10 protein-coding genes are annotated in these 16,985 nt (G+C 43.5%); 7 read left to right on the forward strand and 3 right to left on the reverse strand.

The features are described from left to right. The first annotated feature begins 125 nt into the window (after positions 1-125). From H8S75_RS25945 to H8S75_RS25975, 7 genes are all read left to right on the forward strand, one after another. Entirely contained in the window at positions 126-1,520 is a 1,395-nt protein-coding gene (locus H8S75_RS25945; RefSeq protein WP_187024002.1) for an ABC transporter substrate-binding protein, read from the forward strand. Positions 1,521-1,601: 81 nt separating this feature from the next. Beyond that, positions 1,602-2,480 carry a carbohydrate ABC transporter permease gene (locus H8S75_RS25950; RefSeq protein ID WP_187024003.1) on the forward strand — a complete coding sequence of 293 codons (879 nt, stop codon included), beginning with the start codon at positions 1,602-1,604 and terminating at the stop codon, positions 2,478-2,480. After that, on the forward strand, positions 2,461-3,297 hold the full coding sequence (locus H8S75_RS25955) for a carbohydrate ABC transporter permease (RefSeq protein WP_187024004.1): 837 nt from the start codon (positions 2,461-2,463) through the stop codon (positions 3,295-3,297). The genes H8S75_RS25950 and H8S75_RS25955 overlap by 20 nt, the downstream gene beginning before the upstream one ends. 27 nt (positions 3,298-3,324) lie before the next feature. Next, positions 3,325-5,115, forward strand: coding sequence for a sensor histidine kinase (locus H8S75_RS25960; RefSeq protein ID WP_187024005.1), 1,791 nt, complete (start codon positions 3,325-3,327; stop codon positions 5,113-5,115). Between the two features lie 12 nt (positions 5,116-5,127). Then, complete coding sequence (locus H8S75_RS25965) at positions 5,128-6,957, forward strand: hypothetical protein (RefSeq protein ID WP_187024006.1); 1,830 nt, start codon at positions 5,128-5,130, stop codon at positions 6,955-6,957. Positions 6,958-6,991: 34 nt separating this feature from the next. After that, a complete protein-coding gene (locus H8S75_RS25970; RefSeq protein WP_187024007.1) occupies positions 6,992-8,818 on the forward strand; it encodes a hypothetical protein in 1,827 nt (608 codons plus the stop codon). A gap of 351 nt (positions 8,819-9,169) precedes the next feature. Continuing rightward, positions 9,170-12,007 (forward strand): alpha-mannosidase, encoded by a 2,838-nt coding sequence (locus tag H8S75_RS25975; RefSeq protein WP_187024008.1) that lies wholly within the window; start codon positions 9,170-9,172, stop codon positions 12,005-12,007. Between the two features lie 64 nt (positions 12,008-12,071). Here the strand turns inward: H8S75_RS25975 and H8S75_RS25980 are convergent, their stop codons facing one another. From H8S75_RS25980 to H8S75_RS25990, 3 genes are read right to left on the reverse strand one after another with little or no spacing between them, the layout of a single operon-like run. After that, the gene (locus H8S75_RS25980; RefSeq protein ID WP_187024009.1) at positions 12,072-13,967 is read right to left on the reverse strand and encodes a sensor histidine kinase; all 1,896 of its coding nucleotides are present in this window, start codon (positions 13,965-13,967) and stop codon (positions 12,072-12,074) included. Positions 13,968-13,969: 2 nt separating this feature from the next. Continuing rightward, on the reverse strand, positions 13,970-16,123 hold the full coding sequence (locus tag H8S75_RS25985; RefSeq protein ID WP_187024010.1) for a hypothetical protein: 2,154 nt from the start codon (positions 16,121-16,123) through the stop codon (positions 13,970-13,972). Continuing rightward, the gene (locus H8S75_RS25990) at positions 16,120-16,842 is read right to left on the reverse strand and encodes a LytR/AlgR family response regulator transcription factor (protein WP_187024011.1); all 723 of its coding nucleotides are present in this window, start codon (positions 16,840-16,842) and stop codon (positions 16,120-16,122) included. Before H8S75_RS25990 ends, H8S75_RS25985 begins: the two co-directional genes overlap by 4 nt. Positions 16,843-16,985: the final 143 nt, after the last annotated feature.

The raw sequence follows: 16,985 nt of genomic DNA on the forward strand, positions 1-16,985 counted from the left end.
TAATTATTAGCAATAACCTCTGATGGAGGGAGAGCCTCTCCTTCAGTTATTCATTAGAACAGATACCGTAACTATTAACTTGTAGTCTTGATTGACTACACCATTATTATACTAGGAGGAAAAAAGTGAAGAAAAGAAACATTGCAGCAGCAATTTTGTGTGCAACCGTACTTGTGGCATGCTCACAGACAGAAAAGGGACCAGTACAGAAGGAAACAGAAACTCCTGCAGCCAGTCAAGAGACATCATCCGTAGCAGTTGACGAACCAAAGATGAAAGACTCTGCTGCGGGGCAGACAATCACTGTGTATTATGCTGATAATCCCGATGTAGTTGATCCAATTAAGGACAAGGTTGGTGAGTTTGAAGCGGCAACAGGAATTAAAGTTAATATTGAGACTGTTCCCGAGTCAGAGTCCAGAACAAAAGCCCCTTTGATTCATGCGTCCAAGTCGACAGAATATGATGTGTTCGTAGAGGCTACCAATGGATTCGCCGGTTCCGTAAAAGCCGGCTGGTATGATCCCGTTGATAATTATCTTCCGGAGGATTTTGATCTTGAAGATTTTCCGAAAGCAATGCTGGAGCTAATGACTGCGGACGGCCATCTCTATGGCTTACCAATTCGTTCTGAAACGAATATTATGATGTACAGAAAGGATGTTTTTGAAGAATTGGGAATAGAGGTACCGCAGACATTAGAGGAATATCGTGCCGCAGCAGAGAAAATGACCAGAGATACAAATGGGGATGGGAAGATTGATTTTTACGGTACTGCCCACAGAGGAGATCCGGGGCAGAGTGCATACTCGTTTACGTATTTCCTAAAATCAATGGGTGGACATTTCTTGAATCCTGAAATGAAAGCCGATATGACGTCGCCGGAAGCAAAACAGGCTCTGGAATTATATTGCGAGTTAAATCAGCAGTTTGCCCCTCCCGGAGGAATTGTATATACGTGGGATCAGGTATTTGGAGGTATTCAGAATGGCACAGTTGGGATGATTATTGATTCCTCAATCCAGGCAGGTATTCTGGAAGATCCTAATAAATCTACTACGGTTGGAAAGATCGGTTATGCGGTTCCGCCAAAGGGGGCTGCAGGATCAAAACCGGATTTGAAATGCTACGGCTACTATATCTCTGCCTATTCTCTAAAAAAAGAGGCGGCCAGTCAGTTTATTCAATGGGCAACTGGTTCTGATCTGCAAAAATATGCGTTTGATAAATATGGCGTCGCTGCTCTAACAAGAAACAGTGTTCTGGACTATGCCAGCAACAAAGCACCATATTTTCTGGCAATAAAAGAAGCGATGAAAGTCGGGGATATCTACTATCTTCCTTTGATTCCGGAGTGTGATGGAATCTATGGCGCAACCGGAGAAGCGGTGTCAGCCGCATTAGCTGGAACAAAAGGTATAGAAGAAGCACTGCAAGAGGCGAATACAAAGATTCAGAAAATGATAGATGATGCTGCGTATACAGAAATTCCAGAGTTTATTCGCGACGGAAAAGGTTAAAAATATGATTTATGCAGGCTCGTTTCTAGTTTGAACGGGCCTGCTGGATTTTAGCTTATGCTTTAAGAAAGGTGGGGTTCCGTGAAAAAAAATAAGAGAATATACCTCATGTTACTGCCGACGATTCTTGTATATGCATGCATTTCTGCCGTGCCCATTAGTTATCTTTTCTTTTTGAGTTTACATAAGACAAGTATCTATACACCAGGACAATTCACATTTACTGGATTAGAAAATTATCTGTCCATTCTCCGGTCATCTGAGGTTTGGCAGGCAATCGCGTTTACCTTTCAGTTTACGATTTCTGCAGTAAGTATTGAATTTATTTTGGCTTTCGCAATTGCCTTACTCTTTCATCGGAAAATAAAAGGAATCGGGGCGGTTCGTTCCCTGTTAATTATTCCTATGGTAATAGCACCGGTGCTGGCCGCTGTAACATGGAAGATGGCGATGGACTCCAATAATGGGGTGATTAACTATATATTAGGTTTCTTTCATATCCCTCCCATAAATTGGCTGGCAGACCCTAAGATAGCCAAAGTGTCACTCGTGATTGTTGATATCTGGCAGTCAACACCATATCTGTTTTTTGTTATAACATCAGGACTGCAATCTGTACCGGAGGTTTATTATGAAGCGGCCCGGATTGACGGTGCCAGTAAGTATCAGCTGTTTTGGAATATAACGGTTCCATCTCTTAAGAATATTCTGATGATCGGATTGATCTTTCGCACTATGGGAGCGTTTCGTGCCTACGACTCGATCTATGGATTAACTGTGGGAGGACCGGGAAATGCTACTTCAAATGCCTCTTTTTATGCATATAAATTGGCATTTACATTTGACCAGATGGGAGAAAGCGCTGCACTCAGTATCGTGTTCTTAACGATCATTCTACTGATCTGTGCAGGCATGTCAAATTTTATGGGGGAAATATGGAATGCAAAAACGGAAGATTAAAAAAATGATTGGTTCGATTGTGGCTGGGACGGTTATTATTTTGGTTGCCGCCTGTTTTATGTCCCCGATTATATGGATGCTGTCGACCTCCTTTAAAAGTACGTTGGATATTATTTCTGTGCCGCCTAAAATTTTCTTTACCCCTATTTTGGATAATTATCAATCTGTGCTGACAGATTTAAGTGTGCTCCGAGGCTACAGGAACAGTATTATTTGTACCTGTGGTGCGTTGGTTATCAGCTTCATCATAGGCATGCCCGCTGCATATGCTATGGCCAGATATACTTTTAGGGGAAAAAGATTGTTTCTCCTCTGGATATTGGCAGGGTTAATGCTTCCACTGGTTGCACTCATTGTACCTGTTTATACAGGTTTCCAAATACTGGGATTGCTGGATTCTTTAGCAGGCCTTATTTTCGTATATTTATTAATTGATATTCCTTTTGTTATTTGGATGATGGGAACATTCCTGAAAGAAATTCCAATTGAAATTGATGAATCTGCACGTATAGATGGCTGTAGTTTACCGAGACTGCTATTATCGGTACTGTTGCCAATCTCGAAACCAGGGATTGCCTCTGCGGCAATATCATGCGTAATTGCTACCTGGAATGAGTTCCTGTTTGCATTGATCCTAACCCAGACTAAAGCGAAGACGGCCCCAGTCATTATAACGGGTTTTATGTCAACATCTGGAATGCGATGGGGAGAGATGGCTGCCGTTGCCGCGCTGCTGGTGGTCCTTCCTATTATTTTCGGTATATGTATACAGAAATATTACATACGAGGATTAACAGCTGGAGCTGTGAAAATGTAGGGTTGGGAGGAAAGAGAGCGGTACGGTATGAAAGGGAAGAGAAAAAAAGGAAAATTAAGAACTAAGCTGATGATGACGTATTGTACGCTGATTTTGTTATATGCGGTTGCATGCAGTGCAGTGCTCTATTTTGGAACTCAGTACATGGTAATTAATGACGAGATAGACAGGGCAAAAGAAGTTAATGGTGGAATCAGTGCATCACTAGACAGTTTTTTGCGCATTGTTGACCGGATGGCAATACAGATATCCGCAGATGATACAATTCAGCAGATCATGAAAGCGGATTATACATCGGTTGAGAATTCACTCTATTTTCTTAAAGAGAACCAAAGCAAGGCATTTAAGTTAATGGAAGGTTTTCGCAGTATCTCTCCCAATATAGCAGGAATTTTTCTGTACCGAAATGACGGTTACAAATATTTCGATTATTCGAGAAATCTTTCCATGGAGTCAATAGAAGAAAATTCCAGACAGTTTCGCGATGAATTTATACAAAGGGGAGACTATAAAGCTATTATTGGTCCATATAACACCAGATATGATAATGTTCCTTCCAGAAGAGCAATTACACTTATACGCAGGATTCCAAATGTAGATATGCTTTTTAAAACCAGGCAGGATAGAGAACTGGGTTTTATTTCGATTGAGATAGAAGTAGATCAGTTAATTAATGAGATTATTTCTTTCACCGATTTGGGTATATCGGGTGATTTTATGATTCTTTCGGAAGAAGGTCAGGTGATATATTCGACCAGAGGAGAGAAGGCACCAAGGCTTGACAAAAAAATGATCCAGTCACTGCGAGGTGACGAAAGCAGTATATATGGGAAATATATGGGGGAGGATACTCTTTTTACCTGCAGTATATCACCGTACACCGATTGGAGCGTAATTAGTTTTGTAGCTAAGAAGGAACTGAGAAGACCGGTAAAAAAGGTTGGAAGTTATATGCTGATTGCAGGAATAACAGGGGTATTGCTGGCAGGGGCGGTTACTGTTGTAATATCGCGTAATATTGTAAGGCCTGTTTATAAGATAAAGGACATGTTAGGAGAAATAGAGAAAGGAAAGTTTGGAGGAACGGTTGCGATTGATACAAATGACGAACTTTCTCTGTTAGGTGAGGGATATAACCGCATGAGTCTGCGCTTGTCAAAGCTGATCGAAGAGATCTATGAGAGTGAAGAGAAAAAGCGCAAAGCAGAAATTGTAGCATTACAGTCTCAGATTAATCCGCATTTTATTTATAATACGTTAAGTACAATTAGACAAATGGCGGCCATACAGCAGCGGAAAGGAATTGAGGATATGGCAGAATGCCTGATTAAGCTGCTACGCTCTGCCGCGAGATATGAAAACGAATTAATAACCATCAGTGATGAGATTGATCTGCTGCGGGCCTATATCTATATCCAGGAGACAAGATATGTAGGTAAATTTTTTGTAAGTATCGATGTGGCGGATGACGTGCTGAATTGCTTGACAATTAACCTTATTTTACAGCCAGTGGTAGAAAATGCCATTTTTCATGGAATTGTTCCTAAAAAAGGCAGTGGAACTATTCGGATTACTGTGATGGGTGTGGGAGAGGATATCGAATATCAGGTCCATGATGACGGAGTGGGTATGAATCTAATGATGTGGAAGGAAATCCTGGAGCACCCGCAGGAGGACGATTATCAAAAGTTGGGAATTTATAATGTACAGCGTCGTCTTCAGTTAAGTTTCGGAAAAGATTATGGATTGAGTTTAAAAGAAGGGGTAAAAGAAGGGACCACCATAATTATTAGAATACCCAGAAAAAATAGAGAATAGCCGGAGGAAAAAATGAGAGAGAAATTGTTATTTTTAATGGGAAGCTATGAAAATCCCAGGAAGAATGCTGTGGCAGCAACGCTTGCATGGCTTACTGAAAAAGCAGAAATTCATTTTGAAGTATATTATGATGCATACCGGTCAGGGCGTCATTATTGTGGTGAACCCTTTCGATTTAAAGAGGGAGAAGTTCCGGTAGCAGACTATTTTGGATCTACAGTGCTTGGCGGTTTTCATCATGAACAATTTTATTTCTTGAATGCATATTTTGATACAGAGTATGTGATGTTAGATGGGCCGGTTCTTCATGAAAGTGCAGTGCATGCGTTTGCACGACCTATTATTTCCTATGCGGATGATTATGCTGGTCTGTATTCCAGAATATTTGCACATTTGAATTTGGAATTTCCAGATACTGCGACAATGCTGAATGGAAAGACGACTAAAAAACTGCTGTTTGGATGTGATTCGTTATGTTATCCGGAAATATTTTACAGCAGGACCCTGGGGATTGATGCTTCTGTGAAAGAAGAGGAACTGACTTCACTGCAGCAGATGGGAATAAAGAAAATCAGGTGTGTATTTACAGAAAAAGAGAAGGTTGACGAATTAAAGCGCCTGGGTTTTGAAACAGAAGTAATAGATGAATATTCAGAATCAGATGACTACCGCAGTGTGTCGTGCCGTATTAGCAGCAGATGGAAGGATAAGGCGAAACAGGTGGCTCTAACAGACCCTGTTTTGGCGTCATATTGGCTTGCCTGGCTCTGCCGACACCGCTGTTGTTCCATGTTTGATTTTGATATGCCGTCTGTACTGCCGTCACTCATGGATTTTGCGGAGGAAAAGGACCAGCATGTTGTGTTCGGCCGTCAGAACAGTGATCAGAATATACTGGCAATGTCTAAGCGAAATTTGGCTTTGCAGATTATAGATCCGAACCGACCACAGTTTCCAATTATGGATATAGTACGTTGCCCATGGATACATAATAAAAACACATATGATCATTTGATTCCCGATGATGATACATTAATAAAATGGGCAAAGGAAAAAAGGGTTTTGGGATCCATTCTTCTTCACTCCGGAGATGTACGACATGCAGATATTATCCCACGAATTCTTGATTTTGCAGCACTGTATAAACTGAAGATGGGAGCAGGGATCACTGCTCACTGGTATCAATTCCTGCCGGAATTGTGGGAACTTTCTCAAGTTCCTCTTGAATCAGGAGGACTTTTTCCCTATGTGGAGCCACTGCTTTATACTGGGGCGCTTGGGATTGCAGCTGAGGGACAGGGATACATGGATCTGTCGGTGCTTCGGCAGAATATTATGGAATCACGCAGTATGATTGCGGAGGTTGCGGGGGAAAAGGCGGTTCCTAAAGGCTATTACACTTTTTTAGATATCCAATTGCGGGACTATACAAAGGGAAACCCAGCTCTGTACGAGATGCTGGCTGACCTGGGGTTTGATTATCTTGTCACTTCCATGAATCCGGGGGAAAGCGCTGTACAGTATAGAAAGGGCGATTTTGTCTCAATTAATATGTCGCCGCCTTATTTTGGATTCTATTCTAATTTTGTACGGGCAAATGATCTTAATGAGATTGATCTCTGTGAAGATCGGCTGGTTGAATTTGATAAACCGGGCTGGGTATTGGCTGCTTTAGACAGTCCGGTTTGGGGCTTCGAAAATGCGCCATGGGAATGTGGTCCGGAGCTTCGCAGAATTGCCGAATATATGACAGGAGGAGGAAATTCCGGAAGACTAATTAATGTAACGCCGGGGACGATTGCGCGTTATGCCAGGATTTTAAATGATATGTCGCTGGCGTAGATGGGAAACTATCTGGAGGGAAGGGATTATAAATATGAAGAAGCTGCTTTGGTTGTTTATATCTGACTTGAACCGTGACGATGTACATTTGGCTGTCCCTACGGCTGCCTGGATCGCAGAGGAAGCAGGTGCAGAGTTTGAATGTTATTTGGAGTCTGAACGTGATGGAACGTTGTTTGCCAAAACCGGTTCTACAGTTCTGGGCGGCCGGCATCATGCACAGTTTAACTATTTGAATGCGTGTTATGATGTCAAATATATTCTTTTAGGTAACACTTATGTTTTTCGCTCTTCCATCGAACAGTTTCAGGCAGAGATCCTGGTACAAACCGATGAACTTGGCGAACTGTATAAACAATTGATGCATCATGCTCGATTGAAGGCGAAACCTAAGGTTTTTTGTGCTCCACCTCGTTTTATTGAGACAGGAGAGAGAAAACTGGAAATAGGACCTTATCTGTACCCTGAAATTTACTTCGGCCATCTTCTGGCATATCCTGCTTCGATGATAGAATTGGATGGGGGACAGGAGATTGTTGCTTTTTTGCCGAATAAGGAAATCGAGGCAGCACTGCCTGAGACAGCTGATATTGTGGAACGGATTCAAGAGGGAGATTCCTATGGAACGATCACTGTCCGTATTGCAGAACGATGGAAGTACTGTGCTAAGGGGGTGGCATTTGCTGATCCCCCGGCAGTGCTGTCACAGCTTGCCACTTTCTGCCGAGAGAAAAGAATTGCGGTATATGAGGAATGTGCTGCCCGTTCACCTGGTGAATATGTTTTCAATGAATATACAGAAGCGGCAACAGGTATCGCACCTGAGGTAAGGAGACTCTGCCGTGAGCTTGATAACCGGGTAATCGTAGGACGACAGACAGGAGATGGAGACTTATTTGAATGGTCCAGAGATGGTATTTGCATAAAGATTATGGATCCGAACAGGCCAGCATTTCCGCTCGTTGAAACAATACCTCAGATATGGGTAAGACAGGAAGGCGATATTTATGAGGAAGAACCGAATGATGACCAGCTTCATCAATATGCTAAGGAGGGAAAACTGTTAGCCACTATCCTGTTTCATTCAGGAGAAATGGCCCATAATGAGGCTATGCTTAATCTGGTTGAATACAGTTCTGTTACACGATTAAAAATAGGAATCGGAGTTCATGCATCCCGTTATGAAACGTGTCCGCAAATGTGGGAATTGATTGGAATTCCACATAGCCGGGGCGGTGCCAAAGGACTTGTGGAACCGGTTCTTCACTGTGGCGGAATGGGGATTTTAGCAGAAATAACGTGTCCTCCGGAGTATCTCTATGCTCACTGCATGGAGGCGATGAAAAGGATTCGTAATATTGCCGGTGACAATGCGGTGCCTCGTGGTTATTATGCTTTTGCGGATACGGATTTACAGACGGCCTCTACGGTGAAAGAAGAGATTTATAAGGCGGTACAGGCAGTGGGACTGGAATATTTCATATCTACTGTTCAACCGGGGCGGAATCTGATTATTTATGAGAGTGATGCGATGACGGCTATTAACCAGACCCCTAAAACTCTTTGCTTCGGGTCGCCTTTTGCGCGGTTAAGCTCCGTGGAAGAATTGATCCATAACCTGCCTCATATCCGGCCGGGTTTTATGATAGCAACTATGGATTCCCCTGTAGTATCATTCAATCCATATATTTGGAAAAAAGGGACAGATTTTGTTAAAATTGCGGATTATTTACAGCATTCAGACGATGTCATCAATGTACTTCCCAGAACTGTGGCTCGGTATGCAAAGATTTTAAGAGAGATGGGACTGATACCCAGTTTGGAAGAAAATAACAGGAGAGTAAACGAATTATACAGATGATAAAAGGAGGAGTCTATGTCGGCCTTACGTGAGAGGATAAATAGATTTATACTGGAATTGGAAGACAGGCAGTATCAGCCTTTAGAAGTATATAAAACAGTTTATTGGAAAAAGGGAAAGTTTCACTCTCCGGAGGATGCTGACCGTAATGGGCAGCCTTTTCAGCGATTTTGTGATAATGATCGCTGGGGAGGTGAATATGCACACGCATGGTTTCGGGCCAGCCTTCACTTAAAACCGGAATATGCTGGTAAATGTCTTACTGCAAAGATTTCTACGATTCAGGAACATAAGAATTCGTTTCATCTAGTGTCCTGCTATGCAGGCAGTTCGGAAAAACGATGGGATATCATGAATCCACAGTTTATTTTTTTCCTGAATGGAAAGATAAATCAGGGAATAGATGTAAATCATAATCAGATTCTTATTGATGAAAGATGCGGAACAGAATACCAGCTGGATTTTTGTGCGTATGGCGGTATGAATCAACATTTATTTGATTTTCGCCTGGAATTCTTTGAAAACCTGAAATTGATAGGAGAATTGAAGACAGATATTGATATGGCGGCCAAGTGTGCCGATATGTTGGAAGAACATGATAGTGATAAAATATATATCATGAAATGTCTTCAAATGGTGATTGATCAGGTTCCACTTTATTTAAGTGGAACAGAGGAGTTCCTGCAAAGAGTAAAGAGTGCAGACCAGCTTCTGAAGCTAAAAATTTACGAACAAAAACGGTTTATATCGGATGTGACTGCCACATGCATTGGGCATACTCATATTGATGTGGGGTGGTTATGGACAGTAGAGCAGACAAGAGAAAAGGTACTTCGCAGCTTTTCGACTGTATTAAAATTAATGAGGCACTATCCACAGTACATATTCATGGCAAGTCAGCCTCAGTTATACCAGTTCGTGAAAGAGGAGGCTCCGGAGTTATATGAAGAGATTCGTGAGAGAGTAAAAGAAGGAAGATGGGAGGCTGAAGGATCTACCTGGGTTGAACCGGACTGTAATTTGATTTCAGGAGAGTCTATGGTACGACAGATATTATATGGTAAGCAGTTTTTCAGGACTGAATTTGGCGTTGAGTGTAAAATTTTATGGCTTCCGGACGTATTTGGATATAGTGCTGCCATGCCACAGATTCTGAAAAAGGCGGAAATTGATTATTTCCTAACCTCAAAAATCAGCTGGAATCAATACAATAAGCTTCCGTTCGACGCATTCTCATGGAAAGGGATTGATGGAACTGAGATCCTGTCTTATTTTCTGACAACGAGAAATCCATCCTATTCTGAAGGGGATTTTTATACTACATATAATGGAGATATCCTTCCGGAAGCCATAGAAGGAGGCTGGAGGCGTTTTCAGCAAAAAGAAGTGACCAATGAAATTTTAATTGCTTATGGCTATGGGGATGGAGGTGGGGGAGTAACTGCCGAAATGCTTGAAAATCAGGAGCGGCTGTCACAATCACTTCCAGGCTGTCCAAGAGTACAGACGGGAACTGCACGAGGTTTTTTCGAAAGGCTGGAGCGTGCGGCGAGCCAGAAAACGGATTTCCCCTGTTGGGAAGGCGAGCTATATCTTGAAAATCATCAGGGAACTTATACCTCCATGGCATTGATGAAACAATTAAACAGGCGCTGTGAATTTGGAATGCTGGAGTCAGAGAGCCTGTGCGTTATTTCAGAAAGGCCGGAAATGTATGAAACGGCAATGCATTTTCAAAAGGACTGGCAGGTGGTGCTGCTTAATCAATTCCATGATATTTTACCAGGTACCTGCATCAAAGAAGTATATGACAGCGCAATACCGCAGATGGAAGCTGTGCGGAAGCGATGCGACGAGTATGCAATCCAGACAGTAAAGTATATCTGTTCAGATATTGCGGCAGATCGGGATGCACTGTTGATTTTTAATATGCTGCCCTTTATCCGTGAAGGGTATTTAAAATTTGAAGGGCTGGATCAGTATCAGAATGGTCTGTATTATTTATGTGACAATGACGAAAACAGATATGATGCAATCATCGAAAACGGAGTATTATCCGCATGGGTCGGACAGATACCTTCCAAGGGGTGGAAGGCTTTCTATTTGGAGATACAGGATAAGAAGATAGATGGTACTTCTCTGAAAGCAGATGAACGAATTTTAGAAAATCAGTATTTTTATATAGAACTGTTACAAGATGGTACATTTGCAAGAATATATGATAAGCGGTGTAGCAGGGACCTGTTAAAGCCGGGGGAATATGGAAATGTACTGGAGGTATATGAGGATATACCGGAAAAGTGGGATACATGGAATATCGAAGCATATGCTGACCGTAAGAGGTATAAAGTAGATAGGGAAGCAAACATAACATTTATGGAGAATAATGGAATAACTGCAGCTGTTAAAATAAACAAATGCTTTCATCATTCTCAGTTTGAACAGGTAATTCGAATCTACAGAGACAGCGGGCGAATTGACATAGAAAACCATATTATGTGGAACGAGCAGGGAATGCTTTTAAAAGCTGTATTTCCGTTTGATATAAATACGGATTTCTGTACAGGAGATATTCAATTCGGAAGTATAAGACGCCCTACTCATAATAATACATCATGGCAGCAGGCGAAATATGAAATGTGTATTCATAAATGGGTGGATGTATCGGAAAGAGGATATGGCATTAGTGTCTTAAATGATTGCAAATATGGCTGTGATGTAAAGCACGGAAAAATCCGCCTCACGTTACTCAAGGCTGGACGGGCTCCATATCCGGGGATTGACCAGGGGGAGCACAGGTTTATCTATTCTCTGTATCCGCATATGGGGACATGGGAAGAGGCCGATACCGTTAAAGAGGCATACGGCCTGAATTTACCCATGCGTGCGGTTTATGTAAAAAAACAGGCTGGTAGTCTGCCGCCGATATACAGCTTTGCAAGCTGTTCGGCAGAAAATGTTATAATAGAGACACTAAAACCATCGGAGGATAATTCGGGAATCGTGATGCGAATTTATGAAAGTTCCAATAAACGTACGGACTGTATAATTAAACTTGCTAAAACATACTCTAAGATAGTGAAATGTAATCTATTGGAGAGAGAACAGGCAGTTATAGCAACGTTTAGTGACAAAATTGCAATGACCGTACGACCATTTGAACTGATTACAATTAAATTATTGGAGTGATTGTCCAACACATGATAAACAAAATATTTCAATTGGAATAAAATGCTGATTAGCAAAACTGTTTTTAATCTAATACCTGCTTCCACAGCACAAGAGAAACTTCAAATTCATCTTCTCCCGGAGTCAGATAAAACTGACCGCCGTTCATCTCTACCATGCTGCGGACACTGGAAAGACCGATTCCATCCCCCTCATGTTTGCTTGAGTAAATCCGGTTTTCATGAATCGTAAATTTCCCATTCCAATGATTCTTCACAGTGATAAGCAGATTTCCCTTTGTTATCTTTGAATAGATGGACACAGAGCGAAGTTCCTGCGGCAGCTTTTCTGAGGCTTCAAAGGCATTTTCCAGAAGATTGCCAAGCAGTACGCCAAGATTCCAGGCTTCCAGTTTCAACTCTGCCGGAAGAGATACATGGATAGAAAATGGTATCTGCTCCTGTAAGGCGCGCTGCTGAAAGTAGGTCAGAACGGCATTGGCTGCATGATTATCACAGATTACCGGCCAGTCGGCCAACTCCATGCTGTTTTCATAGCCTTCCAGATAGTTTTCCAGCGCATCATACTGCTTTTGCTTAGTCAGTTCTTTTATGGCGGCAATGTGATGGCGCAGGTCGTGCCTCATTTTGCGTGTTTCTTCAATGCTGGTCGACAGGATCCTGTAGTTTTCCTCCTGGAGGGAGAACTGCCTATTCATCAGCCGCATATTCTCAGCGAGAGCGGTACGTTCCGCATAGGCTCGGATTGTATCGAACCAGAGGCCGCCGGCCAGAAGAAGGATAAAGGCGAATCCTGCATTTTCTGTCTGCCATCCGAAACGCACCGGTTCAAAGACCGGAGCAGATGTCTGTGCAAAAAGGGCGGCTGCGATCGTACAGAGACCCGCCAGGAGCAGGCCTCCCATGGTCTCCGTCTGTTCCCTGTTAAAGAATGCAGTGGTAATGAGCCAGCTGAAAAGAACGAGTTTAAAGCCGTCTAAGAAGACCGAGTAGAGTAACATGGCGGTTAAGCTTCCGTTTAACAGCAGGGCGGGAACCACAAGAGAAGCCAGAGCTACAGACACGCAGGCGGAAGCGGTAAATCGGCGCGGCCTGCCTTTGATGCCACAGAGACTGCAGTGCAGCGCACAGATTGCAGTCAGAAACAGGTAGAAGCTTAAATCTTCCAGATAATAAGTCCAGTATCCTGCGCCAAATAAATGAAAGAGCGGATACATGACATGTATGGTGAAGAACAGGCATACTAAAGAAAACAGTATCATGCGTCTCCTTTCTCCGACGATTTTGATGCCGATGAAAAGATACAGGATTCCAATAGTCAGTGATGCAACGACCATGATACACGTGCGCAGAATCCGTAGGGAGATTAAATTGGATACTGCCTCTACTGATCCGAACGCCGGAGGATAGACTATGCCGCTGTAATAGTGTCGTGTATCTGCAGCCTGTATGACCAGCTCTGCTTTTCCAGCCGCGGAAAAGGTAATCATACCTGTGCGGATGGAGGGGGACGGATTGACAGCGTTTACATCACCTAAAATACTGACAGGCCGGCCGTTCACCCAGATTCGTGAGGCAGAATAGATTTCAGGCAACTCCAGTGCATATTCATTTACTTTCGGGGGAAGCAGAATGGACAGCCGATACGTGGCGCAGCCATGAGGATCGCCGTTTTGATCTCCGGCTTCAAAGCCGCCGTACTGTCCCAAATAGATAAAATGTGGCTTTTGCCCGTCAAATTCGCCGGGGGCAATCAGCTTTTGCGGATAGAATTCCCAGCCATAGGTCAGGACAGACAATGGCTGTCTGTCTGACCGCAGATCAAGAATCCCCTGCTCTCCCTGTATTCCGGGAAAATGGTATTTGTTATCATACCGGTATTGCAGAAAAAACAGAAGGATTGTGCAGATTACGACGAGCAGAAGCAGACAGAGCCGCTTAAGGTAAATAGTTTGCTTCATGATTATCTCTTCCTTATCATATACAGACCAGCGAATGCGCCGCCTGAGACTGCCGAGATTCCTACGAGCAGGCGCAGAGGGGAAAAGAGAGAACGCGGTGACGCGGTATGAATTTCATCTGTTTCGTTTTGTCCAGTATCAGATGGGCTCTCGTCTGCTTTATCAGATGCAGAACGGGTTTCCGGACCAACAGCATACGTTTGGTCTGTTTTGCCCGGAACTGTCTGTTTTACCGTGTCAGCAGGAGCATTAACCGGTTTATCGGAGATGGATTCGGAGGAACTCTTTTCAGCAGGTGGAACAGCCGGTGCTTCGGCAGGTGGATAAGTCGGCGTTCCGTTGGGTGGAACAGCCGGTGCATTCGTGGGTGGAACTGTCGGCTTTTCTGTGGGTGGAACCGTTGGAACTTCTGTAGGCGGCTCTGTTGGATTGGAATCAGGTATATCACCCCCATCCTTCTTGTCGAACAATCCTTCCGGTGGCTTTTCGAACCGCTTTCCGCCGCCCCGGTCACCTCCGATATCGGCAGAGTATTCAAACAGCCCCGTTGCCGCATTGCGGGAAACAGTTACGTAAGCAGAGTAGCGCTCCAGATCAGAAGCCTCCGTTTGCTCAATTTGAAAGGAATAGCCCATATGATCCAAGTATGTATCTTTTAAACAGGAGACGGACAGAGAATCATTACGAAGCGACGTGTTGCTGCTGGTTGTAATGTCATACCAGTTTTCGCCCCAGTCTGTGGAGCACCAGACAGTCAGACCGGTAAGATCGTCAAATTCCAGAGGTATCCTGTCTTCATCAGTAATGGAGAAAAAATTTAGCGTTACCTGCTCCGTTTTCTCCGGCGTATCTTCCGATGGGGATAAAACAAAATCCCGGTTCTCGGAATAAATCGATATCGTAAGTGTCAGCTCCGGCATGGTTTCAAACTTCAGAAGGTAACCGTAGTCCTTTTTGATTTCGTCAAAGAAATCTCCATGAATAATCGTATCCCCTTTCCGGTTCCAATCAATGGCGTTCAGTTCTTCCTGATTCCATTCTACCGGAATTAATTTTTTTGCTTTCCACAGGCCGTTTGGCCTGTCTCCATAGAAAACAGAGATTGTATTAAAAAATACCCAGGCGATATCTTCCGGGCAGCCGATGGAAGCCCGGGCTATGAGCGGCAGGGGATCGTAAACATAGGGGTTGCCTATCCGGTAATCCAGAATCTGATAAGGCCCATTTTCGAAAGGCTCATCATCCCAGTTACTGTTTCCCCAGTCCTTTCCGCCCATTTCGCCGCCGGATGGTATGATGGAAACGGTTTCGATCAAGCCGTCAATCCCGATATCAGCTTTCACAATATCGGAATGGTATGACAAAACACCGCCCAGTCGAAGATCGGTGACCTGAAATAAACTGTTCTCCTCTAAATTGGAAACTGTAAGGTGATCTTCCTCCGCCCATACCCGGTTGTCTCTGGTAATATTGCGCCAATTAGCCCCGCCGTCACGGCTTTCATAAAGCTCATAGTTTAAATCGGATATGGTATAGGATTCCCCATTCATGATATAGGAAAGCTTCAGGATATTTCCGTCAGTTTCAGGAGTAAAGCTCAGCGTGCCTCCTCGGTCGATCTTGATGATAAAAGAAAGGAGCGGCGCATGATCCCAGTCGACCGAAACTTCGCAGGAAGCGGTATCCAGAATACCCGTTACCCTGTATTCGCCTTCTCTGTTAAAATCCACTCCGGACAAATCCCAATCCGCATACAACCACAGAGGATCCTCCAGAATTCCGTCGGGCCCCTCTAAATATACATCGATCCAAAGGGGAAGTTCAGCATCAGGATTAAATTCAGCCCCCATTTTGACAAGCAGCGGTTGAGATAAGTACCAGAAATCATAGGACGAGACAGTGTAGATGATGCCGCCTGATGCAGCATTACCTGGAGTGGCCTGATTCTGGCCAGTACTGCCTCTGTTCTCTGTCTCTGGCTCTGATGCGGTTCCCGTATCTGAAGAGGCGTTGCCCGGTGTAGCTGGATTACCAGTTACTATAGTATTTTTGCCTTCATACGAGTCAGCGAGAGCACTTACAAAAGTCCCCGCTACAGCGGAGAACAGTACGGTGGCGGCCATCATGGCGTATACCGCAATACGATGTATTCTCATGTTTTCTCACCTGTCATAGTATCGGTCAGGTATCGGCCGTACTCCCTCTCAAATGTTTTTTCACAGGCACGGCTTAAGGGGACTTTCTCGCCTGTGCTTAAGTACAGATCGTTTCCGCTTCTTTTTTTTATGTAATCCATGTTTACAAGAAAACTGCGGTGCGTGCGCAGAAACCGGCTGTCAGAGATATGATGCATCACGGTATCCAGTGTGGAACGGAGAGTGATATCGGAATCAGCATGAATCACGGTTTGATTCCGGAATACTTCCGCAAAGCGGATTTCTCTGAGTGGGATGCGGATTTCTTTTCTTCCCGCTGTAAAGAAGGCAGATTTAGAGGAAGACGTCAGCATGCGTTCACACCGGTCCAGAGCCTTTTTGACCCGATCATAGGTGACCGGCTTTACCAGGTAATGCGCGGCATCCACCTCGTAGCTTCTGGCGTAATGCTCGGTACTGACTGTGACGAAGATAATTGCGCAGTTATTTCCATTTGCTCTCAGAATTTCGGCTAAATCCATGCCGGATAAATTGGACATATAGATGTCCAGAAATAGAATTTTGATATCTGGATCCTGACAGGCCGCTTCCAGAAGCTGCTCGCTTTTATTAAATTCCAGAATTGTATAATCAAAAAGATTATCAAACGCATATTGATTGATGAATTTGCGCAATTGATTGAGAACAGGCTGTTCGTCGTCACATATTGCTATTTTCATACAAAAATCCCCTCTCTAATTTCACATATTACAGTCTATTTAATCATAGAAACAGGATAGCCGCAAGGGAAAACTATGCCGGTTATCCCCGTTTTGCTGCCAATTGTCCCATTTTTATTGTTTTAAAAGCAATTTGGATTTAT

Source organism: Hungatella hominis, assembly GCF_014288005.1.
In the GTDB taxonomy this organism is placed as follows: Bacteria; Bacillota; Clostridia; order Lachnospirales; family Lachnospiraceae; genus Hungatella; species Hungatella effluvii.

Excerpts from the sequence above, each read along its gene's own strand:
- H8S75_RS25980 (WP_187024009.1), bottom strand. The coding sequence starts at position 13,967 with ATGAAGCAAACTATTTACCTTAAGCGGCTCTGTCTGCTTCTGCTCGTC.
- H8S75_RS25975 (WP_187024008.1), top strand. The coding sequence starts at position 9,170 with ATGAATCCACAGTTTATTTTTTTCCTGAATGGAAAGATAAATCAGGGA.
- H8S75_RS25955 (WP_187024004.1), top strand. The coding sequence starts at position 2,461 with ATGCAAAAACGGAAGATTAAAAAAATGATTGGTTCGATTGTGGCTGGG.
- H8S75_RS25965 (WP_187024006.1), top strand. The coding sequence starts at position 5,128 with ATGAGAGAGAAATTGTTATTTTTAATGGGAAGCTATGAAAATCCCAGG.
- H8S75_RS25960 (WP_187024005.1), top strand. The coding sequence starts at position 3,325 with ATGAAAGGGAAGAGAAAAAAAGGAAAATTAAGAACTAAGCTGATGATG.
- H8S75_RS25985 (WP_187024010.1), bottom strand. The coding sequence starts at position 16,123 with ATGAGAATACATCGTATTGCGGTATACGCCATGATGGCCGCCACCGTA.
- H8S75_RS25970 (WP_187024007.1), top strand. The coding sequence starts at position 6,992 with ATGAAGAAGCTGCTTTGGTTGTTTATATCTGACTTGAACCGTGACGAT.
- H8S75_RS25990 (WP_187024011.1), bottom strand. The coding sequence starts at position 16,842 with ATGAAAATAGCAATATGTGACGACGAACAGCCTGTTCTCAATCAATTG.